The 24,524-nt window shown below is 41.4% G+C and carries 25 protein-coding genes; 4 read left to right on the top strand and 21 right to left on the bottom strand.

The genetic code is table 11. From position 1 onward, the window contains the following. Positions 1-3 precede the first annotated feature (3 nt). Entirely contained in the window at positions 4-192 is a 189-nt protein-coding gene (locus EDC44_RS07170) for a nitroreductase family protein (RefSeq protein ID WP_131976820.1), read from the bottom strand. 125 nt (positions 193-317) lie between these two features. Here EDC44_RS07170 and EDC44_RS07165 point away from each other — a divergent pair, with 125 nt between their 5' ends. Then, entirely contained in the window at positions 318-2,276 is a 1,959-nt protein-coding gene (locus EDC44_RS07165; protein WP_131976818.1) for a monovalent cation:proton antiporter-2 (CPA2) family protein, read from the top strand. Between the two features lie 32 nt (positions 2,277-2,308). Here EDC44_RS07165 and EDC44_RS07160 read toward each other — a convergent pair whose 3' ends face one another. Both EDC44_RS07160 and EDC44_RS07155 read right to left on the bottom strand, forming a co-directional pair. After that, on the bottom strand, positions 2,309-3,109 hold the full coding sequence (locus EDC44_RS07160; RefSeq protein WP_131976816.1) for a TatD family hydrolase: 801 nt from the start codon (positions 3,107-3,109) through the stop codon (positions 2,309-2,311). A gap of 59 nt (positions 3,110-3,168) precedes the next feature. Further along, positions 3,169-3,678, bottom strand: a complete 510-nt coding sequence (locus EDC44_RS07155; RefSeq protein ID WP_131976814.1) for a peptidylprolyl isomerase — start codon at positions 3,676-3,678, stop codon at positions 3,169-3,171. Positions 3,679-3,779: 101 nt separating this feature from the next. On the opposite strand from EDC44_RS07155, the gene cysS reads away from it, so the two are divergent. Then, on the top strand, positions 3,780-5,159 hold the full coding sequence (gene cysS / locus EDC44_RS07150) for a cysteine--tRNA ligase (RefSeq protein ID WP_131976812.1): 1,380 nt from the start codon (positions 3,780-3,782) through the stop codon (positions 5,157-5,159). A gap of 86 nt (positions 5,160-5,245) precedes the next feature. Here the strand turns inward: cysS and EDC44_RS07145 are convergent, their stop codons facing one another. After that, positions 5,246-6,049, bottom strand: coding sequence for a DNA ligase (locus EDC44_RS07145; RefSeq protein ID WP_131976810.1), 804 nt, complete (start codon positions 6,047-6,049; stop codon positions 5,246-5,248). Between the two features lie 136 nt (positions 6,050-6,185). On the opposite strand from EDC44_RS07145, the gene EDC44_RS07140 reads away from it, so the two are divergent. Beyond that, positions 6,186-6,434, top strand: coding sequence for a putative hemolysin (locus EDC44_RS07140; RefSeq protein ID WP_131976808.1), 249 nt, complete (start codon positions 6,186-6,188; stop codon positions 6,432-6,434). A 52-nt stretch (positions 6,435-6,486) separates the two neighbouring features. On the opposite strand, the gene EDC44_RS07135 is transcribed toward EDC44_RS07140, so the two are convergent. Then, positions 6,487-7,071, bottom strand: coding sequence for an NlpC/P60 family protein (locus tag EDC44_RS07135; RefSeq protein WP_131976806.1), 585 nt, complete (start codon positions 7,069-7,071; stop codon positions 6,487-6,489). 151 nt (positions 7,072-7,222) lie between these two features. Here EDC44_RS07135 and EDC44_RS07130 point away from each other — a divergent pair, with 151 nt between their 5' ends. Then, positions 7,223-7,786 carry a TorD/DmsD family molecular chaperone gene (locus tag EDC44_RS07130; RefSeq protein ID WP_131976804.1) on the top strand — a complete coding sequence of 188 codons (564 nt, stop codon included), beginning with the start codon at positions 7,223-7,225 and terminating at the stop codon, positions 7,784-7,786. Between the two features lies 1 nt (position 7,787). Here EDC44_RS07130 and rnhB read toward each other — a convergent pair whose 3' ends face one another. From rnhB to rpsB, 16 genes are all read right to left on the bottom strand, one after another. Further along, the gene (rnhB, locus tag EDC44_RS07125) at positions 7,788-8,375 is read right to left on the bottom strand and encodes a ribonuclease HII (RefSeq protein ID WP_131976802.1); all 588 of its coding nucleotides are present in this window, start codon (positions 8,373-8,375) and stop codon (positions 7,788-7,790) included. Further along, a complete protein-coding gene (gene lpxB, locus EDC44_RS07120) occupies positions 8,368-9,570 on the bottom strand; it encodes a lipid-A-disaccharide synthase (RefSeq protein WP_131976800.1) in 1,203 nt (400 codons plus the stop codon). The genes rnhB and lpxB overlap by 8 nt, the downstream gene beginning before the upstream one ends. A gap of 64 nt (positions 9,571-9,634) precedes the next feature. Then, positions 9,635-10,423 carry an acyl-ACP--UDP-N-acetylglucosamine O-acyltransferase gene (gene lpxA, locus EDC44_RS07115; protein WP_131976798.1) on the bottom strand — a complete coding sequence of 263 codons (789 nt, stop codon included), beginning with the start codon at positions 10,421-10,423 and terminating at the stop codon, positions 9,635-9,637. A 39-nt stretch (positions 10,424-10,462) separates the two neighbouring features. Continuing rightward, the gene (fabZ, locus tag EDC44_RS07110) at positions 10,463-10,918 is read right to left on the bottom strand and encodes a 3-hydroxyacyl-ACP dehydratase FabZ (protein ID WP_131976796.1); all 456 of its coding nucleotides are present in this window, start codon (positions 10,916-10,918) and stop codon (positions 10,463-10,465) included. Positions 10,919-10,957: 39 nt separating this feature from the next. Next, positions 10,958-11,986, bottom strand: a complete 1,029-nt coding sequence (lpxD, locus tag EDC44_RS07105) for a UDP-3-O-(3-hydroxymyristoyl)glucosamine N-acyltransferase (protein WP_131976794.1) — start codon at positions 11,984-11,986, stop codon at positions 10,958-10,960. A gap of 28 nt (positions 11,987-12,014) precedes the next feature. Beyond that, positions 12,015-12,707, bottom strand: a complete 693-nt coding sequence (locus tag EDC44_RS07100) for an OmpH/Skp family outer membrane protein (protein WP_131976792.1) — start codon at positions 12,705-12,707, stop codon at positions 12,015-12,017. Positions 12,708-12,797: 90 nt separating this feature from the next. After that, positions 12,798-15,197: an outer membrane protein assembly factor BamA gene (gene bamA, locus EDC44_RS07095; RefSeq protein ID WP_131976790.1), complete on the bottom strand. Its 2,400-nt coding sequence runs from the start codon at positions 15,195-15,197 to the stop codon at positions 12,798-12,800. A 24-nt stretch (positions 15,198-15,221) separates the two neighbouring features. Next, positions 15,222-16,556: a sigma E protease regulator RseP gene (gene rseP, locus EDC44_RS07090; RefSeq protein ID WP_131976788.1), complete on the bottom strand. Its 1,335-nt coding sequence runs from the start codon at positions 16,554-16,556 to the stop codon at positions 15,222-15,224. A gap of 8 nt (positions 16,557-16,564) precedes the next feature. After that, a complete protein-coding gene (locus EDC44_RS07085) occupies positions 16,565-17,443 on the bottom strand; it encodes a phosphatidate cytidylyltransferase (protein ID WP_131976786.1) in 879 nt (292 codons plus the stop codon). A 9-nt stretch (positions 17,444-17,452) separates the two neighbouring features. Next, positions 17,453-18,172, bottom strand: a complete 720-nt coding sequence (uppS, locus tag EDC44_RS07080; RefSeq protein ID WP_131976784.1) for a polyprenyl diphosphate synthase — start codon at positions 18,170-18,172, stop codon at positions 17,453-17,455. Between the two features lie 65 nt (positions 18,173-18,237). Next, entirely contained in the window at positions 18,238-19,434 is a 1,197-nt protein-coding gene (gene ispC, locus EDC44_RS07075) for a 1-deoxy-D-xylulose-5-phosphate reductoisomerase (RefSeq protein ID WP_207896746.1), read from the bottom strand. Positions 19,435-19,537: 103 nt separating this feature from the next. Then, entirely contained in the window at positions 19,538-20,095 is a 558-nt protein-coding gene (gene frr, locus EDC44_RS07070) for a ribosome recycling factor (RefSeq protein ID WP_131976780.1), read from the bottom strand. A gap of 96 nt (positions 20,096-20,191) precedes the next feature. Continuing rightward, positions 20,192-21,712: an SEL1-like repeat protein gene (locus EDC44_RS07065; RefSeq protein ID WP_131976778.1), complete on the bottom strand. Its 1,521-nt coding sequence runs from the start codon at positions 21,710-21,712 to the stop codon at positions 20,192-20,194. Positions 21,713-21,824: 112 nt separating this feature from the next. Further along, the gene (pyrH, locus tag EDC44_RS07060; protein ID WP_131976776.1) at positions 21,825-22,541 is read right to left on the bottom strand and encodes a UMP kinase; all 717 of its coding nucleotides are present in this window, start codon (positions 22,539-22,541) and stop codon (positions 21,825-21,827) included. 66 nt (positions 22,542-22,607) lie between these two features. Then, positions 22,608-23,453: a translation elongation factor Ts gene (gene tsf, locus EDC44_RS07055; protein ID WP_131976774.1), complete on the bottom strand. Its 846-nt coding sequence runs from the start codon at positions 23,451-23,453 to the stop codon at positions 22,608-22,610. Between the two features lie 141 nt (positions 23,454-23,594). Continuing rightward, a complete protein-coding gene (gene rpsB, locus EDC44_RS07050) occupies positions 23,595-24,332 on the bottom strand; it encodes a 30S ribosomal protein S2 (protein ID WP_131976772.1) in 738 nt (245 codons plus the stop codon). Positions 24,333-24,524 lie beyond the last annotated feature (192 nt).

Below are 24,524 nucleotides of genomic sequence, written 5' to 3'. Positions count from 1 at the left end.
TTTTTATAAATAAGTAAACACTTGCTCTGCACTTAAACGGGCTTTTGGTTTTGCTGCATTCGGATCGGTGTCAGCGTGATAACCTAAGGCCACAATCACAGAACTGTGCATACCTTTTGCCTGCAGATCAAATTCTGTATCTAAACGTTTTGACGTGTAACGGGTTTGTGCAATGTTCAATGAATCAGTCATAATAGCAATAATCTGTGGCTGTAACTATATCACTAAATCAGCATAAAATAACAAAAAAGTGCGGTGATTTTTAGCAAGATTTTTTGTAGAATGAAAATACCTCATTTTCTATTCAAGGAACCACTATGACCGCTGTTCTACTCTACATATTTATTTATCTCAGTGCCGCCGTAATCACTGTTCCACTGTCAAAAAAACTCGGCTTAGGTTCGGTCCTCGGTTATTTGATAGCCGGTGTATTTATCGGACCGACCTTAGGTTTGGTAGGAAAAGAAACCGAAACAATTCAACACGTTGCCGAATTCGGTGTCGTGATGATGCTGTTTTTAGTAGGTCTTGAATTAGAACCCAGTAAATTATGGAAATTACGTTCCAAGCTGCTCGGATTAGGTGGTTTACAAGTGATGTTAACTGCCGCTGCCATTGCCTTCTTAGCCTATTTATGCGGTGTAGCATGGCAAAGTGCGGTCACTATCGGCTGTATTTTTTCATTATCATCAACGGCAATCGTCTTACAAACCCTGGGAGAAAAAAACCTGCTTAGCAGTCCCGGCGGACAAAGCAGCTTTTCGGTATTGTTATTCCAAGATATTGCCGTTATCCCAATGTTGGCACTCTTACCTTTATTGGCATTACCGGAACTCACCAATTCCACTATCAGCGTATCCGCTCATTCCTCCTTAAATTTATTAGAACACGCCAGTGCAATCACAAAAACCGTAATTACTACATTTGCAATTTCAGTGATTATCGTCGCGGGGCATTATTTGGCTCGCCCCGTATTTCGCTATATTGCCTCCACCCGTTCACAAGAAATTTTTATTTTCTTTGCATTGACTTTAGTTGTCGGTATCGCATTATTAATGTCATTAATCGGCTTATCACCGGCTTTAGGCACCTTCCTCGCCGGTGTCGTTTTGGCAAATAACGAATATCGTCACGCACTGGAAAGCACGCTGGAACCGTTTAAAGGCTTATTGCTCGGCTTATTCTTTATTACCGTGGGAGCCAGTATTCAATTCGGTTTATTATTCAGCAACTTCTTTTTAATCATCGGTTTGACGCTTGCTATCATTGTAATCAAATTCGTGGTGTTGTTTTTACTCGGCAAAGCCTTCCGTTTAAAAGGTTTGGACACCTATTTGTTCGCACTCAGCTTGGCTCAAGCAGGGGAATTCGGTTTTGTATTACTCACCTTCGGCGTACAAAATGCCTTAATCAGCCAAGAATATTCCGATATTTTATTATTAGTTGTCACGCTTTCTATGGTGTTCGCACCACTACTATTTATTTTATATGACAAAGTGTTGATACCGCGCTTCCATAAAAAAGGCGAACGTCAGCAAGACACGATTGAAGAAGCAAATCCTATTCTCGTGTTGGGACACGGACGTTTCGGACAAGTCGTCAATGGTATATTAAATAGCTGTGGCTATCCGACCACCATCATCGACCACGATCCGCATATTACTGAAGGTATGTCGATGATCGGTGTTAAAACCTATTTCGGCGATGCCTCACAACCTACATTGCTGGAAGCAGCAGGCGTAAAAGATGCCAAATTGGTTGTGGTTGCCATTGACAACCAAGAACAAACATTACAAATCGTGCATTATTTACATCAGCATTTTCCAGAATTACCGGTTGTTGCCCGCGCTTATGATCGTCGTGCAGTATATAATATTTATCAAGAAGACATCGGCACGGCTATTGTGCGGGAAACCTTCGACTCCGCCGTACGTGCCGGACGTTACGCATTAGAAAAACTGGGCATTGAAACGGAAAAAGCGAAAATGCTGGCTCAATTGTTCTTTGAACGCAATCGTACAGGTTTAAAACATTTAGCGGAATATTATGATCCGGAAATCGAAGCCTTTAAAAACAAAGCACTTATTTATGCTGCGAAACAATATGATCAGGAAACCGCCGCGTTATTGCAGGCACTAATCGCCAATGACGGTTTATTGACAGACGAAACCACGAAAGAAGAGCTGAACACGGATTTCCCTGAGGTTGAAAATGAATATTCGAAAAATAATGATGATAAATCCGAAACTGCACAGGAAGATAAATCATCAGCTTAAAACAGATTGAATAAGGGGCAGCATATGCGCCCTTATTTCACCACTGCAAACATGTTTATCGAATGCCGCCAAATGGTCTCCGCAATAATCTCCGGCGGCATTTTTTTTAGCTCGCATAAAGCGTTAAATACATTAATAATGCGTTCCGGACGATTAGGCTGCCCCTGAAAACCAAACACCGGCATATCAGGACTATCGGTTTCCAACAGCAAACTATCTAAGGGCAATTTAGCAATCGCTTGACGGGTTTTATTAGCCCGTTCGTAAGTAATGGTTCCGCCTACACCGATTTTGTAACCTAAATCCACAAAGCGTTTTGCCTGCTCATAACTGCCGGAAAATCCATGAATCACACCGCACTTTGGTGGTTGAATACGTTTTAAAAAGGTGAAAATGTGATCGTGGGCTTTACGGGAATGAATATTCACCGGCAGATGATATTGCTTCGCCAGTTGTAATTGGGCTTCAAAAAAATCGCATTGCTTCTGCCAATGTTCATAAGTCAGCAATTCGGGAACCGCCCGCTCTAAACCGATTTCCGCCACTGCGGTACAATTTGCCGAACGTTGCGAAAACATTTTTGCCAATAAATCTAAATGCTCAGTCTGATGCTGTTTTAAATGCAAAGGATGCAAACCTAAACCGCAATAAAGCTGTTCGGGAAAAAGTGCGGTCATTTTACGGATAGTTTTAAAATCCGCTGCCATCACCGCCACAATTAAAATTTTCTCCACGCCTACCGCACTTGCTCCGGCGAGTAAATCCGCCAGTGATTCTCTGGTGGATTGCCGTACGTAATCTAAATGGGTATGGGTGTCAAAAAATTTAAACATAGATTAAACTTCCTCTCTCCGTTTACGGGAGAGTGTGCGCAGGAAGAGAGGAAAATCAATTATTCCACAGTCACCGATGTAATCACTACATCATCTTTTGGTACATCTTGATGGAAGCCTTTATTGCCGGTTTTGACGCCTTTGATTTTATCTACCACATCCATACCTTCAACCACTTCACCGAATACGCAGTAGCCCCATTCTTGCACCACTTCACGACCGTGCATTTCTTTTGAGCGATAGTCTAAGAAATTGTTATCTGCTACATTAATGAAAAATTGCGAGCTGGCTGAATGAGGATCTGATGTACGAGCCATTGCAATAGTGCCGCGTTTGTTGCTTAAACGATTGTTCGCTTCGTTTTGAATCGGTGCATTGGTGCGTTTTTCTTTCATGCCGGCTTCCATACCGCCGCCTTGGATCATAAATCCGTCAATAACACGGTGAAAAATTGTGTTATTATAGAAACCGTCTTTGCAGTAATTTAAGAAGTTTTCTGCGGTAATCGGTGCTTTTTCGCTGTTTAATGCGATTTTAATATCGCCGAAATTTGTATGTAATGTAATCATTTTAATCATCCTTATGAAAATTCAAGATCGTCATTATTTCATAAATTGTGGAAAAGTGCTATAAAGTGCGGTAATTAGTTCATTTAAATCAGAGATATCCAATGCTAAAAATTTTCAATACCCTCACAAGAGAAAAAGAAGTATTCAAACCTATCCGCGAAAACAATATAGGTATGTATGTATGCGGTGTGACAGTTTATGACCTGTGCCATTTCGGTCACGGCAGAACCTTCGTTTCTTTTGATGTGATTACCCGTTATTTGCGTTATTTAGGCTACAATTTAACCTATGTCCGTAATATTACCGACGTGGACGATAAAATCATCAAACGGGCATTGGAAAACGATGAAACCTGTGACGAGCTTGTAGATCGTATGATCGCTGAAATGCATAAAGATTTCGATGCCTTAAACATTCAACGCCCGGATATCGAACCGCGTGCCACCCATCATATTCCTGAGATTATCGCCATGGTGCAACGCCTTATCGCCAATGGTCACGCTTATGTGGCACAAGACGGTGATGTGATGTTTGATGTGGAAAGTTTCAAAAAATACGGTGTATTATCCCGTCAAAATTTAGCGCAGCTGCAAGCGGGTGCTCGCGTTGAAATCAAAAGCATTAAACGCAATCCGATGGATTTTGTGCTGTGGAAAATGTCTAAACCGAACGAACCGAGTTGGGATTCCCCTTGGGGAAAAGGCCGCCCGGGCTGGCATATCGAATGTTCCGCAATGAACAGCAAAGAACTGGGCGAACATTTTGATATTCATGGCGGCGGTTCCGATTTGATGTTCCCTCACCACGAAAATGAAATAGCACAATCCTGCTGTGCCAACAGTGGCGATTATGTGAACTATTGGATGCACACAGGGATGTTGACTATCGACAAAGAAAAAATGTCAAAATCCTTAGGTAATTTCTTTACCATTCGCACTATGTTGGAAAAATATGATGCGGAAAGCCTGCGTTATTTCTTTTTAACTGCACATTATCGTTCTTTATTAAACTACGATTTAGAAGCCTTAGATAACGCCCGCAACGCCTTAGAGCGTTTATATACGGCATTACGCGGCACTGATGCAAGTGCGGTGGCTTTTGGCGGAGAAAATTACATTGACGATTTTAAAGCCGCAATGAACGATGATTTCAACACACCGGGAGCATTAGCGGTATTATTTGAAATAGCTCGCGAGGTAAATAAGCTTAAAACGGAAGATATAGTACGTGCTAATGGTTTAGCCGCACGTTTGCGTGAATTAGCGGCTGTACTCGGCATTTTATATCAAGATCCGGAACAATTTCTGCAAGCAGGTTCCGATGATGACGAAGTGGCACTTATCGAAACCTTAATCAAACAACGCAATGAAGCCCGTGCAGCCAAAAACTGGCCGGCTGCAGATGAAGCCCGCAATAAACTCACTGAAATGGGAGTGCTGCTGGAAGACGGTGCTAACGGCACGACTTGGCGTAAGGGGTAATTTCCACTCTCTCGTTTACGAGAGAGTATGTGCCCCAAAGGCGAGAGGGGAATTTGCGAAATAAATTTCAAAATAAGCCCCTCTACCTACTCTTTCTTTCGCCAATATGTCGCAAATCTTGGTTTGCCGTTCTTTGTTAATCCCCGATATTTATAAGTAATCACCGTACCAATAGGTGGCGGGTTAATGCGATCTGTTAGTTTAAATCCCGAACCGATTTTAAATTGCCCGCGATGATTTTCACAAGTTAGGCTGCCCATAGCATTTTCAAATTGACCTTTGCCTTTATGGTGAGCAATAACTGTACATTCTTCATCAAGTGCGGTCTTAAATTTTAAAATTTGCGAACTGCGTTTGGTTTCATATGGCACATTTGGATTACGCACCACAACGCCTTCACCACCTAATGATTCAACATGCTGCAAATAGGCGGTAAGTTCAGATTTTTCTTGCACAGGGATCTGTTGAATAATTTGAATATAGGGATTGGGATGTTGTTTTAAATACTGTTCTAATACGGCTAGTCGCTCAAATAAATTGCCTGCTGCGTGCGGCACATCAAATACATAGAGTTTTAAACGATCCCAGCCTTTATCTTCGGTGGAACGCACAATCGTGGAAATTTGTTCAAACTGATTACGTTGGCTGAACAACTCGCCGTCAATGGCAAAAGGCGGAAAATGTTCGGTAAAATAATGAGGGACTGAAAAAGGATTGCCTTGTCGTGATAATAATTGTTTGCCGTTCCAATAGCCTCGAATGCCATCTAATTTTTCACTCATCGTCCAGCCTTGAATTTCTTGATTTTCATACGTATCCAACAACATCAACGGCAAATCCGCCGCAACATAACCGCTGACTAAGGCCAATAATAAAATTAATTTTTTCATCTGCTCTCCTTTATCTCTCTTTCATACTAAAGAACGGTATAATAAAAGAAAATTTTTTTAACAAATCATTGTTTATTTATGGAAGCAAGATCACAGTTTTGCTGACGATAATCAAATTTATACCGGAAGATTCAAAATGAAGAAATTAGTTTCAACGTCTTGTGCTTCAATGATGTTATCGGCCTGTGCCAATGATACAGACAAACCGAACATCGGTATGGCTAACCCTGCCAGCGAATATTGCGTTGCGCAAGGGGGTACTTTAGAAATTAAGAAAGATAAACAAGGCAATGAATACGGTATCTGTCATTTGCCTGACGGCCGTGTAATTGAAGAATGGGATTTTTATCATCAAAGAATGGGATTTTTATCATCAAAATCATAAATAACAAAGAAGGAAATCAAAAGATTTCCTTCTTTATCATTGAATTACATGATTATAATACGCGACGGGATTGAGTATAATTTCTCGCCCAGTAGCTTTCGCTTAATGAACTGATGGTGACACCTTGACGGGAGCTGGCGTGCATGAAACGCCCTTCACCAATATACACTCCAACGTGATTATTTCTGCGGAAAAATACTAAATCGCCGACTTTCAACTGGCTTTTGGCAATATTCCGACCTATATGGCGTTGTTCAGATGTTGAACGCGGCAGGCTCATTCCAAAGGCTTGTTCAAAAACTTCACGCATAAATGCCGAGCAATCGATCCCGCGTTTACCGGTGCCGCCTAAACGATAACGCGTGCCATGCCATTCTTGGAATACTTGAGAAAGTTTTTTGTTCGCGATAACTGCGTGAGATTTCCTGTTGAATACAGCTGCATCATTTTCATCAGCACCGAAATTATGCGGTTGGTTGGTTCTGATATTGACGATAAATTTATTTAATTGAACCTCGTCTTTACTGCCATATGATCCGGTCTTGTTCGATTGATAACGTGCATGAGTTTGATCTACCGAGCTTGAACAAGCGGTCAAGGCAAGCAAGGCGGTAATCATTAAAATTTGCTTAAACATAATAAAAAATAAATTGTAAAAATGTAAAAAGTCTGAAATTTCATCGATACTACCCGAATTTATCCCTCATTACTACCTTTTATTTGGCTTTTTATTGAATTTTATGCTAAAAAGTGTTCCTTTATTCGATAATATTTAAAGAAATCAGCTTATGACTGCAATAAATACAATTAATAACTTTTCCATGATTAGCCGTTTATTCGGTAATCTATTCTATCGTTCCCCCAAAGATCCGATTTTAAGCGGAGTATTCGGTTGGTTAAATCAACAAGGATTAAGCCAAATTTGGGCATTATCTACTGATGCTCAAAGTGAGCCGGCTCTAAAACAGCTGCAAACTACCTCAGATTTCACCGCACTTGAATTGGAATACCAACATCTATTCGGCGATGAGGCCGCCGTGCCCACCACAATTTCTGCTTATGGTATTGATGTGGATGAATTTGTGGCATTTCGTAACGTGCGTAATATGCCGGCGATAGAAAGTGCGGATCATTTTGCGTTACTTTTACTGACCGCATCTTGGTTGGAAGATAATGTGGATTCCGTTTCAGCTCAACAGGAATTATTTGAGCAGTTTTTATTACCTTGTGCAGCAAAATTTTTAGGCAAAGTAGAAGCCCATTCTACCTTGCCTTTTTACCGTGCATTAGCTCAACTGACCCGGGATATTTTATCTGCTATGGCCGATGAGTTGGAAGAATCTGCGGAATAATTCAACCGAGCAAATTTCGTACCGGAGCAAAACTTTTTCGATGCTCCGGTAACACGCCGAATTCGACCAGTTTTTCAAAATGCAGTTTGGTGGGATAACCTTTGTGTTGAGCAAAACCATATTGCGGATATTTTTGATCCAATTCTACCATTTCCTGATCGCGGGCAACTTTCGCTAAAATCGATGCAGCACTAATCTCTTGCACCAAGCTATCGCCTTTCACTACCGCTTGTGCGGGCATTAGCAATGCCGGAATACGATTGCCGTCCACGAGTACAAAATGCGGTTGAATTTTTAAATTTTTCACCGCTCTTTGCATTGCCAACATTGTGGCGTGTAAAATATTCAGTTCATCAATTTCTGACGGTTCTGCTCGCCCTAACGCCCAAGCCAAGGCTTTTTGCTTGATTTCATCTGCCAGCGCCAAACGTTTTTTCTCTGATAATTTTTTAGAATCCGCCAGTCCTTGAATGGGGTTATGAGGATCTAAAATCACCGCAGCCGTTACCACCGCACCAACTAAAGGTCCGCGGCCTACTTCGTCCACACCGGCGATCAGTTCGTAATCAGGATAAACAAACTCAGTCATTTTGCTCACCTTTCGCTTGTTCGGTTCGCGTTTGTTCGTCTTCTAGTAAATCAATCACTGCCTGTGCCGCCTGTTTATCCGCATCGCACTGAATACTTCGGTGTAAGTCCGTGAAACGTTGGATTAAATTATGCCGATTTTGCACCGCACTTTCTTGTGAATCTAAATAACCCGCTAATTTTTCTGCTAATTTTCCCGGTGAGCAGTCATCTTGGATCATCTCCGGCACCAACATTTCATTTGCCAATAAATTCGGTAAAGAAATATACGGGGTTTTCACCAAACGTTTTGCCAAGAAATAGGTCGTACCTTTCATTTTATAGCCGACCACCATCGGGGATTTGCACAACATCGCTTCTAATGCCGACGTACCGGAGGCCAGCAAAGTGACATCAGCCGCAATCATCGCTTGACGGGCCTGACCGTCTAGCATAACCACATCAAGATCTGGTGCTACACGTGCTTTAATCGTTTCAAATTGCTGGCGGCGTTTTTCATTGATCAACGGTAATAAGAACTGCAATTCGGGATATTTTGCTTTCAACAATAATGCCGTTTGTAAAAATGGCTCCGTAAGAAATTCCACTTCACTACCACGACTGCCTACAAGAATCGCCATATAACGACTATTCTCATCAATATTAAGCAAACGACAGGCTTCCGAACGGTTCGGTTTTAGCGCAATCTGATCCGCCATTGTGTGACCGATAAAACGGCAAGGCACATCAAATTTATCATAAAAGGCTTTTTCAAAAGGCAAAAATGCTAACACTTGATTGGTCGCCCGTGCGATTTTGTGAATGCGGTTTTGTCGCCACGCCCACACTGACGGACTCACATAATGAATAGTTTTAATGCCGTTTTCTTTGAGTTTCAACTCTACATCAATATTAAAGTCCGGGGCATCAATACCGATAAAAATATCCGGTTTTTCAGCCAGCATGGTATCAATCACTTGGCGGCGGATTTTCAATAAACGGGGCAAATGTTTCACCACTTCCACTAATCCCATAACGGAAAGTGCTTCCATATCCACTAGAGTTTCACAGCCTTCCGCCAACATTTGTTTGCCGGCAATGCCCATAAATCGGGCGTTTGGATAACGGGTTTTCAATGCCCGAATTAAGCCGGCACCAAGAATATCGCCGGACACTTCGCCCGCAACCAGTGCAATGGTAAGTGGTTTATTTTCCATATTATCTCCCGATTTTGATAAAAAATAACCGCACATAAGTGCGGTTACTTTTGCGAAAATTTTATTAACGAATAATCCCGCGGGTTGAACGCTTAAAGAATTCCACAAAGAAACTGATTGCAGAATCAGTTTCTGCGATACGTTCGATTTCCGGGATCACATCTTCTAAAGTGCGGTCGCTACGATAAATTAATTTATACACGTTGCGGATTGCATGTAAAGTCGGTTTGTCAAAACCGCGACGTTTTAAGCCTTCCAAATTCACGCCGAACGGACGAGCATGGTTGCCCTGAGCCATCACATACGGCGGCACATCTTGGCTGACCATTGAACCGCCGCCTAACATAACATGAGCCCCCACGATAGCGAATTGGTGAATTGCCGACATTCCGCCCACGATCACAAAGTCATCTAACTCAACATGGCCTCCCAACGTAGCATTATTGGCTAAGATACAACGGTTTTTAATTTGACAGTCGTGAGCAATATGGGTGTTAATCATAAATAAATTATCATCACCGATACGAGTGACGCCGCCGCCTTGTACAGTTCCACGGTGAATAGTCACGCTTTCACGGATGCGGTTGCGATTACCGATAATAGTTTTAGTCGGTTCGCCTTGGTATTTCAAATCTTGGTTCACTTCACCAATGCTGGCAAATTGAAAAATTTGGTTATCTTCACCGATGGTTGTACGTCCTTTTACCACTACATGAGAATATAACACGGTATTTTTACCGATTGTTACGTTGTTTTCTACAACACAAAACGGACCGATCACAACATTTTCAGCGATTTTGGCACCTTCTTCAACAATGGCTGACGGATGAATTTTTGCACTGGCGTGAATCATAAATTGCTCCTGATTATAAATTATTTTTGTAAGATCGACTTATTTGCGCGCACACATTAAAGTGCCTTCGCACGCCACTTCGCCATCAACGCTTGCCACAGCTTTAAAACGAGTAATACCGCGACGTTCTTTGATCACTTCCACGTATATTTCCATTTGATCGCCCGGCACAACCGGTTTTTTGAAACGTACTTCATCGATTCCGGCATAATAGAATAGCTCTCCGCCTTGTAATTCGTAAGTTTTAAACGCCAAAATACCCATTGATTGTGCCAACGCTTCAAGAATTAACACACCGGGGAAAATCGGTTTTTGTGGAAAATGACCGGTAAACTGCGGTTCGTTTACACTCACATTTTTGATCGCTTTCAACCATTCGCCTTCTTTATAATCCACCACGCGATCCACTAATAAAAACGGATAACGATGGGGTAATAAAGACATAATTTCATTAATGTCAATTGTTTTATTTGTCGTTGCCTGTTCAGTTGTCACAATAAATCACCTTTGGTTTAAATTAAAATATGTTCAAAATTATTCTTTGCCGATTTTACGCTCTAAAGATTTTAAGCGTTTATTCATTTCATCTATATTCAGAGTGAGTGCTGCTGTTTTACGCCATTCTTTATTGGTTTGCAGCGGAATACCCGATGAATAGACTCCCGGTTTGGTAATTGGTCGCATAACCATCCCCATGCCAGTGACAGTGACCTGATCGCAAATTTTCATATGTCCGTTAATCACGCTGGCGCCGCCGATTAAGCAATATTTACCCACCGTTAAACTACCTGCCATAATAACCCCACCGGCGACTGCCGTACCAGTACCAATGTGCACATTATGAGCGATTTGACATAAATTGTCGATGATTACATTATCTTCAATAATGGTTGCATCCAATGCTCCGCGATCAATACAAGTGCAAGCACCAATCTCAACTTTATTGCCGATAATTACCGTGCCGGTCTGTGGAATTTTAATCCAACGACCGCGATCATTGGCATAACCAAAACCATCGCTACCGATCACCGCACCAGATTGAATCAAACATTCACTACCGATTTGCACTTCGTGATAGATACTTACATTTGCCCAGAGCTGTGTTTTTGCACCAATTTTAGTGTTCTTACCGACGAAACAACCGGCTCCGATTACCACTTCATCACCCAATTCAACGCCGTCTTCGATTACTGTGTTCGCACCCACCGAAACATTATTGCCTAATTTTGCCGTGTCGGAAATGACCGCACTTTCTGCAATATTTGAAGCGGCTTTAGGTGTGCTGTCCATATATTGAGCTAAAATCGCATAGGCTACATAAGGATCTTTAACAATTAATAAATTACTGTTTTCACTACAAAATTCAACATCACTTTCTGATACAACTAAAATTCCCGCGTTGGATTCGGCAAGCTGGGCACGAAATTTTGCATTAGAAATAAATGTTAATTGGTTTTCTGTCGCACGATCTAAAGGTGCAATACTTTCAATAGCAACATCGGTGTTACCACGAATGGTAGCACCGATCTGAGTTGCTAATTCTTCTAAACGATATAATCGCATTGAATTTCGCCTATATGATAATTTGCTATTATTTTGCTTCAGGAGCTTTCGGTGCTTTTGGTAATTCACCGCCGAAAGATTTTACTACCGCTTCCGTAATATCATTGCCTTCATTTGCAGTATAAATCACTGCGGCAGCATCAAGCACTAAAGTATAACCCTGTTCTTTTGCCACTTTATCAATATTTTCTTTTACGTTTTTAGTCACTTCAGCACGCACTTTCGCTTCTTCCGCCCCCAAACGTTGTTGAGCTTCACCCGCTTTTTGTTGGAATGCCGCTACTTTTTGTTGATGTTCGTTAGCGCGTTTTTCAAATGCCGCTACTTTTTTCTGGAATGCCGCACTTTCAGCATTTAATGCTTTTTCACGTTCTTGTAATTTTGAAGGTCGTTGTTTCGGATCTTTTGCATCTTTTTGTAATTGTGCAAATTTTTTGTCTAAAGAGGCTTTTAGTGCTTCGCCTTCTTTTTGCAAAGCCGCTTCATCAGTACGTAAACCTTGAGCTGCTTCTGCTAATTTTTGTTCTTCCGGTGCTAATTTATCTTCCTCCGCTTTACGTAATTTACCGAATTCAGAGGTCTCGCTCACTAACGGATGGCTTTGTAATAATACCGGTACGCTTACATAGGCAATTTTATCTGCATCTGCCGCTTGTGCAAATGAAGCGGAACCAAATGCTAATGCTAAAGAAAGTGCGGTTAATTTTAATGCTTTTTTCATAAAAAATCCTTTTATATTAGTTAAGTTTAGTCGGTATCACCTTTGATACCGATAGATTGTTTGACATATTATTATAACATAAGTTCTGGTTTAGAATGTACCACCAATACTAAATTGGAATTGCTCAATGTCATCACCTTCATATTTTTTGATCGGTTTGGCATAAGAGAATACCAGCGGACCGATTGGCGACTGCCATTGGAAACCTACACCGACCGATGCTCGTACACGGCTTGGATCACTATAATCCGGCAAACTTGAATAAGTGGATTTATTCCATTTAGTATTCCAAACGCTCGCTGCATCCACAAAGATAGATGTACGTACGTTGATCTGATTTTTATCTGCCACAAACGGAGTCGGAACAATCAATTCCATACTGGCCGTTGTCATTGCATTACCGCCAACTACATCGTCATCAGGGGTATCATAACAGGCTGTATTAGTATTTACTCCCACACAGTTACCGGATGAATAATTTTTCGATGACATATAAATTGCGTGCGGACCAATACCGCCTGAGGCGAAACCACGTAAGGAGCCGATACCCCCGGCACTATAAGTTTGATAGAACGGCAATACTTTGCCACCATAACCATTTGCATAAGCAGCTGATACTTTACCGCTTAACACCCAGTCTTGATCTCGCGTTAACGGATAGTAAGTTTGAGCTTCGGCACTTAATTTATAATATTTATTATCTGAGCCAGGAATAGTTACACGTGCACCGATATTCGCTTTAGTACCAGAGGTCGGAAAATAACCGCGGTTTAAACTATTATAGTTCCAACCAAATGAGAAATCGAAATCATCAGCTTTAAATTTCCATTCATTGAAATCCATGGAACTCAAATATAACATACGGTTATATTCCGGATAGATGTTACTTAATTTATTATGGGTATAACCTAAACCGAGATAGAATGAGTTATTTTCATTCACCGGGAAGCCTAAAGTTGCATTAATACCGTAGGTTTTACGTTTATAACTTGCTGTTGTATCATTATCGGAGTTATCGTAAGTTTCATAGAAAATATTACCGCCCAGACTCACTCCGTCTTTAGTGAAATACGGTTCGGTATAACCTAAGTTCACGCTTGTACCATAATCATTACGAGAACCGCCCAAACTGATGGTTGAACCTTTACCCAAGAAGTTATCTTGTTTAATGCTTGCTTGATAACTTAAACCACTGTCCGTACCATAACCGATACCTAAGTTGATACTACCTGTATTACGCTCTTTGACTTTATAAATCACATCCAGCTGATCATCGGTACCCTGTACCACTTCGTTACGGGTTTCCACACTTTCATAGAAACCGGTACGATCCAAACGGATTTTGCCTAACTCAATCAAGTTAGAAGATAACCATGTACCTTCTTGTTGGCGCATTTCTTGACGTAAGGTTGAATCTGCACTCACATCATTACCTTCAAAACGAATTTGACGTACCGTATAACGACGCCCTGCATCTACCACATAAGTAATATTAACAGTATGGTTTACATCATCAAATTCCGGCGCAATCTGCACTTGAGCCATAGCATAGCCGCGATTACCCAATACGGATTTAATATTCGCTTCTACCGCTTTGACATCTGCACCGTCAAACGGAGCACCAAGGTTAATTGCTTGTAATAACGGGGCTAATTGTTCGCCCATACCTGCCGTATTCCCAACAATACGGGCTTGTTTTACGGTATAAAGTGCACCTTCGCTTACATTAATAGTCACATCCGCTTTGGTTTTATCATCGCTTAATTTCACATCGGTACCGGTAATACGGAACTTGGGATAACCACGATTAGCGTAGTAATCCGTTAAAGCTTGCAAATCTTTATCAAATTCTTGTTGTGAAAAGCGATATCCCCACAGCTTCCACCAGGCATTTTCGCTCAATTCCATTTCATCTTTTAAGTCATCGGAATCAAATACCGTATTGCCGTTAAAGGTGATCGATTCTAAATCGGCACTGTCTTCTTCTTTAATGACTAATTTTAATTTTGCTTGATTGCCGTCCACGTTTTCTAATTCGGTATCCACCGTTGCATTGTAATGACCGGTCGTTTTATAGTGCTCCAATAAACCTTGACGGAATGCTTCTAATTTTGCTCGGTTTAATGTACTGCCCACACCTAATCCGTTTGATGTCAGATTTTCTTTTAACGCCTCGGTAGGCACTGCACTATTACCGGTAATTTCAATATCGGAAATAACCGGCTTTTCCATTACTTTAACCACTAACGTATTGCCATCACGAGAGACCTGCACATCATCATATGAATTCTGTGCGAATAATTTTCTCACGATTGTGGACATATCCGAGTCAGTAGCACGTTGACCGACTTTAACCGGTAATTGTGCAATAATACGTTGTTGAGTTTCTGGTGTCGCACCGTCCACGCGAATGTCTTGTACAACAAAAGGCGCTGCAAACGCCACTGTTGTTGATCCTGCAAGCAGGCTGGCAATGAGAAGTTTTTTCATTGTAACAATGATCCTATGTAATATTTACAAACGTAAAAAATCATTAAATAACGCAAATGCCGTCAGCATTAGCAATAATACCGCACCGATCCGAAACGCAATTTCTTGTATCCGTTCCGATAACGGTTTTCCCATCACACCTTCAGCGGCCAAGAACAATAAATGCCCGCCGTCTAACACCGGTAATGGAAATAAATTCATTATGCCTAAATTGACACTGATTAATGCCATAAAACTCAGATAATAGATAAAACCGATTTCTGAGGACATCCCCGCTCCTTTGGCAATAGAAATCGGGCCACTTAAATTATTCAGGGATAAATCACCAGTAAATAATTTACCAATTACTTTCAACGTAATTAAACTGAGTTGACCTGTTTTTTCAATACCTTTTTGCAGGGCTTCAAGAATACCATATTTTAATTCAGTACGATACTCATCTGCAACCGGAACGAAGGTCGGTGCAACACCTACAGCCCATCGATTATCTTCTTTCTGCGGTGTTAAGGTAAAATCCATTTGCTGCCCGTTTCGTTCCACCGTAATTAATAAAGGTTGGCCATTACTTTTTTGAATACCTTGTACAAATTGCTGCCAACTAATCGATTGGTGATTAAGTGCGGTTAGTTTATCGCCGATTTTCAGTCCCGCTTGAGCAGCCGCGGAATCGTCAATAACTTTAGATAACGTCATATCCACTTTATTGCCCACCGGCACAATACCCATAGAACCGAAAGCACTTTCCGCTTCAGGATCAAAAGTCCAATTTCTCAAATCCAGTGTTTTTTCTTCTTCGTATCCTAAATTCATCGGTGCTAAAACAACTTTCACCTGATCATTGCCCAATTTAGTGGCAAGCACCATATTCACGGTTTCCCAGTCCGGTGTCGATGAACCGTCAATGGCAATAATTTGGCTATTCAGCGGTAAGTCCGCCCGTGCCGCAATTGAATCGGGCTTAACTTCGGCAATCACTGGTTTAAGTGTCGGGATTCCCACTAAATACACTACCCAATAAGCCAGTACGGCAAAAATAAAATTAGCGACAGGTCCCGCAACGCTCACAAAGGCACGTTGTACCACCGTTTTGCTGTTGAAAGATTGGGATTTCAAATGTTCCGGTACGGTTTCATTACGTTCGTCCAGCATTTTCACATACCCGCCCAGCGGCACCGCTGATAGAGCAAATTCCGTGCCCTGTTTATCGGTTTTCGACCATAAGACTTTACCGAAACCGACAGAAAAACGATGTACTTTTATACCGCACTTTCTCGCTGCCCAAAAATGCCCGTATTCGTGTACGGACACCAATACGCCGATAACAATAATAAATGAAGCGAGCGACAATAAAAACGACATAATTTATCCTAAATCACAAAAAAGTAAAAATACGCAAAGAACGGAACGGCTGCCGTTAAACTGTCGATACGATCCAACACGCCGCCGTGTCCCGGAATAATATTGCCACTGTCTTTAATGCCGCTGGTGCGTTTGAACATACTTTCTGTTAAATCACCCAATACGGAAATCGCCACCGTCGCCACAGAAAGCCCTAAGAATGAGGTTAATTTACCGCCTAATTTAATTTGTTGAACAAACTCCACCGAAGCAAATTGTAAGAATAAATAGGCAATCACACCCGCCGTGACCAACCCACCAAACACGCCCTGCCAGGTTTTACCCGGTGAAACTTTCGGGGCTAGTTTGTGTTTACCGAAGGCCCGGCCGGCAAAATAAGCACCGGAATCCGCCCCCCATATTAAAATAAACACATAAAGCAACTGCATCACACCGTAGGTCGGGTTAGTAATATAGTGATCCAAACGTAAAGAAAGGATACCGATTAAGAAGGGAACTAAGGTAAAGAAGGCAAAAATAAATTGCAAAATAAGGGATTTTCCCCAAAGTGCGGCTGATTTTGGATAAGATATCACTAGAATTAATGCGGCAAACCACCAAATTACTGCCGACAATAAAATCGGTTGAGCCAAATCCACAAATACTCGTCCGGCATTTAAGAAATCCGCTTCCGCATACACCCATAAAAATAGAAAACTGGCTGCAATACCAGTGATAATGCCACGCCAGATAGGCATTTTAAACTGCATGAATTGCGTCCATTCCCATACACCAATAGCCACAACCACCGCAACAGCCAAAGCAAAAGCAAAAGGGGAAAATAAAAACAAGGCGGCAAATACAATGCCGATTAACACGATAGCTGAGATGACTCGTTGTTTTAACACAATTTTTCCTTATTCTGATCCGCCAAAGCGACGGTTGCGTTGTTGATAGGCAAGCATTGCCTGTTTAAATTCATTTTCGTCAAAATCCGGCCATAATACGTCGGAAAAATACAATTCAGCATAAGCGATTTGCCACAATAAAAAATTGCTGATCCGCTGTTCGCCACTGGTGCGGATCAATAAATCTACCGGGGGTTGCTCTTTTGTGACCAAATATTTTTGAAAAAGTTCTTCATTAATATCTTCCGTAGCCAACTGATTTTGCTGTACTTCTGAAGCCAGCTGCCGGGCGGCTTGCACTATATCCCAACAGCCGCCGTAATTGGCTGCAATATTGAGTGTCAATGCAGTATTATTTTCCGTTAATTGTTCTGCTTTACGGATTTTCGCCTGCAACTTTTCACTGAAACGAACGGTATCGCCGATAATATTCAGGCGGATATTGTTTTTATGCAGTTTTTTCACTTCCATATCCAATGCCTGCGTAAATAAAGTCATCAAGGCACTCACTTCTGCTTCCGGGCGATTCCAGTTCTCACTACTGAAAGCGTATAACGTCAACAGTTTAATGCCGTTTTGACGGGCAAAAGACACCGCTCGACGCACCGCTGCCACACCGTTTTTGTGGCCGAAAATTCGCATTTTGCCTTGCTGCTCTGCCCAACGACCGTTGCCGTCCATAATAATCGCAACGTGTTGGGGTATATTATCCTGATCCAGTTCTGTCATAAAATTTTTCTAAAAGTGACCGCTCTTTTATATTCCGTCACTATATCATAGTTATAAGGAATAGGTTATAAACTTAAAATAATCTGTTTTGCCAATTCGCGGGCATTTTTATCCACCGCCAACACATCATCAATACTTTGAATAGCCTGGCTTGGTGTTTTTTCTACTGTCATTTGATTGACTTTAGCGATTTGGGTAAATTTAATTCGGCGGTTTAAAAACGCCTCTACCGCAATTTCATTCGCCGCATTCATCGCCGTGGTAGCATATTGTCCCGCAGCAAAGGCATCCATTGCCAGTTTCAAACAAGGATAACGCTGATAATCCGGCTCTAAAAAAGTAAGCTCTTTGATTCTGAAGAAATCCAGCGGCTCAACACCGGCAAAAGTGCGGTGCGGATACGCCATTGTTTCTGCAATCGGGGTTCGCATATCGGGATTACCCATTTGAGCGATCACTGAACCATCCATATAACGCACCATAGAATGAATAATGGATTGTGGATGAATAATTACTTCCATCTCATCGGCGGATGCGTTAAACAGCCAACGGGCTTCAATATATTCCAAGCCTTTATTCATCATAGTGGCAGAATCCACCGAGATTTTTTTACCCATTGACCAATTCGGATGAGCCACGGCTTGTTCCGGTGTGATCTTGGCAAATTCACTTAAATCCGTATAACGAAACGGGCCGCCGGAACCGGTCAACACAATTTTATTGATCCCTAATTCCTGCAAAGGACAAAAACCAATTTGTGTTTGAGCTTGCGGCGGTAAGGATTGAAAAATAGCATTATGTTCGCTATCCACCGGCAATAATTGCGCGTTGTGCTTACGCACTTCATCGATAAACAAGCCGCCACAAGTAACCAAAGTTTCTTTATTGGCCAACAGCACTCGTTTGCCGGCTTTAATTGCTGATAAGGTCGGCAATAACCCGGCCGCTCCCACAATTGCCGCCATTACTTGATCCGCTTCAGGATGAGCCGCTAATTCACAAATAGCCTGTGTACCGCTTAATACTTGAGTGTGACTGCCGTAGGTTTTGAGTAATTCCGCCAGTTTTTTGGCTGCATTTTCATCATCCAATGCCGCAAAAGACGGTTGAAATTGCAAACATTGTTGCAGCATTAAATCCGTATTCCGCCCGCCGACTAAGGCAAAAGCCCGATATTTTTCAGGATTATGCTCAATCACAGAAAGCGTACTGGCACCGATAGAACCGGTAGAGCCGAGAATAACAATATTTTGAATTTTCATTATTTTGTGACCGCACTTTTAATAACAAAAGATAAAGTAAAGACAGCATATTGCTGTCTCTAATTACTGACAAACCTTCTCTCGTAAACAGGAGAGAATTAAACTAGAACGCCATTAATTCTTTTTCTTTATCCGCTAACACTTCATCCACTTTTTTCACGAATATATCGGTCAATTTTTGGATTTCATCTTGTGCTTTACGTTCTTCGTCTTCGCTGATTTCTTTATCTTTTAACAATGCTTTAATTTGATCGTTCGCATCACGGCGTACGTTACGCACGGCAACTTTCGCCCCTTCCGCTTCACCGCGAACCAATTTAGTTAAATCACGACGACGTTCTTCTGTCAACGGTGGCAACGGTACACGGATAGTCGTTCCCGCAGAAGCCGGATTTAACCCTAAATCAGAAGTTAAAATCGCTTTTTCAACCGCTTGAATCAAAGAACGATCAAACACAGTCACTGCCAAAGTGCGGGCATCTTCCGCCACGACGTTAGCCACTTGGCGTAATGGCGTGGCAGAACCATAATATTCTACTTGAATACTATCCAACAAACTTGGATGAGCGCGACCGGTACGGATTTTAGCAATTTGATGTTTAAAAGCTTCAAGGCTTTTTTCCATACGATCTTGCGTATCTTTTTTGATTTCGTTAATCACAATGTAATCCTTCTTGTTAAAAACAGATAAAACGGTTTGATTTTACTTGATTTAGAGAATTTTGACTAGAACTTTTGTTTTCCGTTTTTACTACAACTAATCCATATTTTTCAGTATCAATTTGGCTTGTTCTGCAAATTCACCTTTTCCTAAAGCTGCTTTTTGATACCACTCTTTTGCTTTATTAATATTTTTATTAGTAGCAAAACCATTCCGATAAAAATCGGCTACTTTTACTTGGGCTTCCGTATCACCATGTATTGCCGCTTGTTGATACAGCTCAAATGCTTTCTTTTGATCTATTTCTACGCCTTCGCCCAATTCATACATTTCAGCTAAATGAAATAAAGCAGGGGCATAATGCTCTTTTGCCGCTTTTTCAAAGAAAAATCTCGCTTTGGTAAAATCTTGTTTAACAAATGAAGCAGTGCGATATAAAAAGCCGTTTGAAAAATATTCATCGGCTTTGGCATTACTACGAGTTGCTACACCTTCAACAGAATCTTCAACGAACTTTGTAAGAGCACTTATTGCATTCATTTCCTTAGCTTTCTCTTGTGCTTTATTGAACCAATTTATCGCTTCTGCCGTACTTCGTGATACAACTAGGCCTTCAGAATAAAAAAGCCCAATAGATAACATTGCAATAGGGTGTCCTTTATCAGCAGCCTGTTCCATATACTCAAAAGACTTTTGTTCATTTTTTAATTTAGGATCACTATGATAAAAAGCACCCAACGTGAATAACGCTTCTGAATTTTCGCTTCTTTGTTCTAATAACTCTAAAGCGTAATTTACATTTTTTGGAGTACCAATGCCGTTGTAATAATATTTTGCCAAAGCGGGGACATAACTAGAATCCAGCTGTGTTGCCTGTTGTAACAATTCAAACGATTTTTTCTCATCTTTTTCAACACCATTTCCGGCTAAATACAAGCCAGACAAAACTTTTTTGGCATAGGCCTTGCCATCTCCCGTTACCTGTGATGCCCAACGAGCGACATCCGATGCAGCTAAATTTAATTTATTTCCTGTTTCCCAAAGTAATACAAGATAATACTGGGCATCTGAATTTCCTTGACTGGCAGAACGGACTAACAAATCCTTGCTTATTTGCAAAAAAGAACTTTCCCTTTGTGAATTTTCATCTGCCCATGCCAAGAATGTCATACCGACTACGTACTGTTTTTGACTTACATTGTAATCAGCTTGTTGTATTTTTTTTATACTATTTTCTGCATCAATTATGCTAGGATCGGATTTTCGCACTTCTTGATACCAGTGTAAGGCTTGTTCTTTGTCCGGTTCAAGATCAAATCCTAATTCATAAATAAGAGCAAGAATTAATTGTGCCGAAGTATGCCCTTGCTCTGCGGCTTTCAAATACCAGTATCGAGCTTTATCATAATCTAAGGGAAATAGTCTTGTTCCGCCATTAAAATACAACGTTGCCAATGTATATTGTGCTGTTTTATTCCCTTGTTCTGCGGAATGAATCATGTTTTCTGTAATGCTATTATCTTTAGGAACTTCAAAAAGTGGCGAATTCACTGGTTGAGCACTTGCAGGATGAATGAAAAGAACTAGTGACAATAAAAAAATATAAAGTTTAGACATATAAATTACCAATAAATATGATGAAAGCGAGGCTTGATAGTACTTGATTGATAGAATATTGCGGAGAATTATGACCGCACTTGGAAAAGTGCGGTCAAAATTTGAAAAGTTTTTATTCGGTAATCAATGTACCTTCCGCTTCACCGGTAATCACACGTTTTAACGCCCCCGGTTTGCCCATATTGAATACGCGAATCGGCAAGCCGTGATCGCGAGCCAAGGTAAATGCCGCTAAGTCCATTACTTGTAATTCTTTATCGATAACTTCAGCGTAGGTCAGTTGCGGATAGAGTTTCGCCTCCGGATTCTTAGCCGGATCACAATCATAGACACCGTCAACTTTAGTCGCTTTTAACACCACATCCGCTTCGATTTCGATACCGCGTAAGCAAGCTGCTGAATCTGTGGTAAAAAACGGGCTGCCTGTACCGCCGGAAAAAATCACCACACGTTTCTCACGCAACATCTTAATAGCTTCAGACCAGTTATAAGTATCACAAATACCGTTTAATTGAAAAGCCGACATCAATTTTGCATTCACATCGGCACGGTGTAACGCATCACGCATCGCCAAACCGTTCATTACAGTGGCCAACATCCCCATATGGTCGCCTACTACGCGGTTCATACCGGCTTTCGCTAATTTTGCACCACGGAATAAGTTGCCGCCGCCAAGCACTACGCCCACTTCAACGCCCATCGCCAGCAATTCTTTGATTTCGATTGCCATACGATCAAGAATAGACGGATCGATACCGAATCCTTCCGCACCTTGTAATGCTTCGCCGCTTAATTTTAATAAAATTCGTTTATATTTCGCTTCGTTCATTTGTTCTACCCTACGAAATTTATCCAAAGAAAAGGCGAGAACTTCGCTCGCCTTTGCTATCAATAATTAGATTTTTTGCATTGCCGCAACTTCAGCAGCAAAGTCAGTTTCTACTTTCTCAATCCCCTCGCCCACTTCAAAACGAATGAAATTAGAAACGCTGCTGTTCACAGATTTCAAGTAGTCACCTACTGATTGTGAAGGATCCATTACGAATGCCTGACCGGTTAAAGAAACTTCGCCGGTGAATTTTTTCATACGACCTTCAACCATTTTCTCTGCGATTTCACGTGGTTTACCGGATTGTATTGCGATATCCACTTGAATTTGACGCTCATGTTCAACCACATCGGCAGGTACATCAGACGGATTCACATAATCTGGACGGCTTGCAGCAACATGCATAGCAACTTTACGTAATTCTTCTTCAGAACCTTGACCGGCAACTAATACACCGATTTTCGCACCGTGCAAGTAAGAAGCGATTAAATCACCATCTAAGAATTGAACGCGACGGATATTCATGTTTTCACCGATTTTCGCTACTAATGCTGCACGTTGTTCTTCAAATTGTGCTTGTAATGCCTCGATAGTAACACCTTTGTTTGCCACGGCGAAATCTGCTACTGCGTTAGCTAATGCTAAGAAACCGGCATCTTTTGCTACGAAGTCGGTTTCACAGTTCATTTCAACCAATGCACCGAAACCGTTTGCAACGCGAGCTAAGATCACCCCTTCCGCTGCCACACGACCCGCTTTTTTAGCGGCTTTCGCTTGGCCTGATTTACGCATATTGTCGATGGCTAATTCGATATCACCGTTTGCTTCTACTAACGCTTTTTTACATTCCATCATACCCGCACCGGTACGATCACGTAATTCTTTTACTAATGATGCTGTAATTTCAGCCATTTTTAAATCCTCTTTCCGTTCGGCCTGATTTTCGACCGCACTTTTGATAAAAAAGCAGGGAACTTATTTTTAAGCCCCCTGCTAACCCATTATGTATTTGATGGTTAATAAGGGCTGACAGCCTTATTAAGCATTACAGAATTATTCTGCTGCCTGCTCTGCTTCTTCTGCAACAAAATCCGCTTCAGCAACGGTGTTAGCACCTTTTGCTTCTTTAACCGCAGCGGCTGCCGCTGTTAAATATAATTGGATTGCACGGGTTGCATCGTCGTTACCCGGGATTACGTAATCAACGCCGTCCGGGCTGGAGTTAGTATCAACGATAGCAAATACAGGGATACCCAAGTTGTTTGCTTCTTTGATTGCGATATGTTCGTGGTCAGCCGCAATAACGAACAACGCATCCGGAAGACCGGCCATATCTTTGATACCGCCAAGGCTTAATTCTAATTTTTCCATCTCACGAGTACGCATTAACGCTTCTTTTTTCGTTAATTTATCGAAAGTACCGTCTTGAGATTGAGTTTCTAAATCTTTTAAACGTTTGATTGATTGACGAACTGTTTTCCAGTTAGTCAACATACCACCTAACCAACGATGGTTCACGTAGAATTGTTGACAGTCTAATGCTGCTGCTTGAACTGACTCGGCCGCTGCACGTTTTGTACCAACAAAAAGAATTTTACCGTTGTTTTGAGCAATACGACCTAATGCGTTTAACGCATCGTTGAACATTGGAACGGTTTTTTCAAGATTAATGATATGAACACCATTACGCGGACCATAAATGTAAGATTTCATTTTTGGATTCCAGTAACGAGTTTGGTGACCAAAATGAACGCCAGCTTGAAGCATATCGCGCATTGAAACTTGTGCCATAATTTTTTCCTTATTTAATTTGGGTTTAGCCTCTACATATCAAACAAATTGAACCTCAATCCAAAGATCCAAGCACCCCAATTTGCCGTGCAGATATGTATGTGTTTTAGTAAATTAATCATCCGCTATTTTGAAAAGCCAAAATAACGGTGCGTTTTATACCATAAAGTGCGGTGGAAATCCAGTGAATTT

It is taken from the genome of Cricetibacter osteomyelitidis (assembly GCF_004340985.1).
Classification (GTDB): Bacteria; Pseudomonadota; Gammaproteobacteria; order Enterobacterales; family Pasteurellaceae; genus Cricetibacter; species Cricetibacter osteomyelitidis.
The sequence above is the reverse complement of the archived record's forward strand: the minus strand, read 5'-3'. Positions and strand labels throughout refer to the sequence as shown.

Excerpts from the sequence above, each read along its gene's own strand:
- cysS (WP_131976812.1), top strand. The coding sequence starts at position 3,780 with ATGCTAAAAATTTTCAATACCCTCACAAGAGAAAAAGAAGTATTCAAA.
- EDC44_RS07165 (WP_131976818.1), top strand. The coding sequence starts at position 318 with ATGACCGCTGTTCTACTCTACATATTTATTTATCTCAGTGCCGCCGTA.
- pyrH (WP_131976776.1), bottom strand. The coding sequence starts at position 22,541 with ATGAACGAAGCGAAATATAAACGAATTTTATTAAAATTAAGCGGCGAA.
- lpxB (WP_131976800.1), bottom strand. The coding sequence starts at position 9,570 with ATGGAAAATAAACCACTTACCATTGCACTGGTTGCGGGCGAAGTGTCC.
- EDC44_RS07135 (WP_131976806.1), bottom strand. The coding sequence starts at position 7,071 with ATGTTTAAGCAAATTTTAATGATTACCGCCTTGCTTGCCTTGACCGCT.
- EDC44_RS07140 (WP_131976808.1), top strand. The coding sequence starts at position 6,186 with ATGAAGAAATTAGTTTCAACGTCTTGTGCTTCAATGATGTTATCGGCC.
- ispC (WP_207896746.1), bottom strand. The coding sequence starts at position 19,434 with ATGAAAATTCAAAATATTGTTATTCTCGGCTCTACCGGTTCTATCGGT.
- EDC44_RS07065 (WP_131976778.1), bottom strand. The coding sequence starts at position 21,712 with ATGTCTAAACTTTATATTTTTTTATTGTCACTAGTTCTTTTCATTCAT.
- tsf (WP_131976774.1), bottom strand. The coding sequence starts at position 23,453 with ATGGCTGAAATTACAGCATCATTAGTAAAAGAATTACGTGATCGTACC.
- lpxA (WP_131976798.1), bottom strand. The coding sequence starts at position 10,423 with ATGATTCACGCCAGTGCAAAAATTCATCCGTCAGCCATTGTTGAAGAA.
- uppS (WP_131976784.1), bottom strand. The coding sequence starts at position 18,172 with ATGACAGAACTGGATCAGGATAATATACCCCAACACGTTGCGATTATT.
- EDC44_RS07170 (WP_131976820.1), bottom strand. The coding sequence starts at position 192 with ATGACTGATTCATTGAACATTGCACAAACCCGTTACACGTCAAAACGT.
- lpxD (WP_131976794.1), bottom strand. The coding sequence starts at position 11,986 with ATGCGATTATATCGTTTAGAAGAATTAGCAACTCAGATCGGTGCTACC.
- EDC44_RS07145 (WP_131976810.1), bottom strand. The coding sequence starts at position 6,049 with ATGAAAAAATTAATTTTATTATTGGCCTTAGTCAGCGGTTATGTTGCG.
- EDC44_RS07130 (WP_131976804.1), top strand. The coding sequence starts at position 7,223 with ATGACTGCAATAAATACAATTAATAACTTTTCCATGATTAGCCGTTTA.
- rseP (WP_131976788.1), bottom strand. The coding sequence starts at position 16,556 with ATGTCGTTTTTATTGTCGCTCGCTTCATTTATTATTGTTATCGGCGTA.
- rpsB (WP_131976772.1), bottom strand. The coding sequence starts at position 24,332 with ATGGCACAAGTTTCAATGCGCGATATGCTTCAAGCTGGCGTTCATTTT.
- EDC44_RS07100 (WP_131976792.1), bottom strand. The coding sequence starts at position 12,707 with ATGAAAAAAGCATTAAAATTAACCGCACTTTCTTTAGCATTAGCATTT.
- EDC44_RS07160 (WP_131976816.1), bottom strand. The coding sequence starts at position 3,109 with ATGTTTAAATTTTTTGACACCCATACCCATTTAGATTACGTACGGCAA.
- EDC44_RS07155 (WP_131976814.1), bottom strand. The coding sequence starts at position 3,678 with ATGATTACATTACATACAAATTTCGGCGATATTAAAATCGCATTAAAC.
- rnhB (WP_131976802.1), bottom strand. The coding sequence starts at position 8,375 with ATGACTGAGTTTGTTTATCCTGATTACGAACTGATCGCCGGTGTGGAC.
- bamA (WP_131976790.1), bottom strand. The coding sequence starts at position 15,197 with ATGAAAAAACTTCTCATTGCCAGCCTGCTTGCAGGATCAACAACAGTG.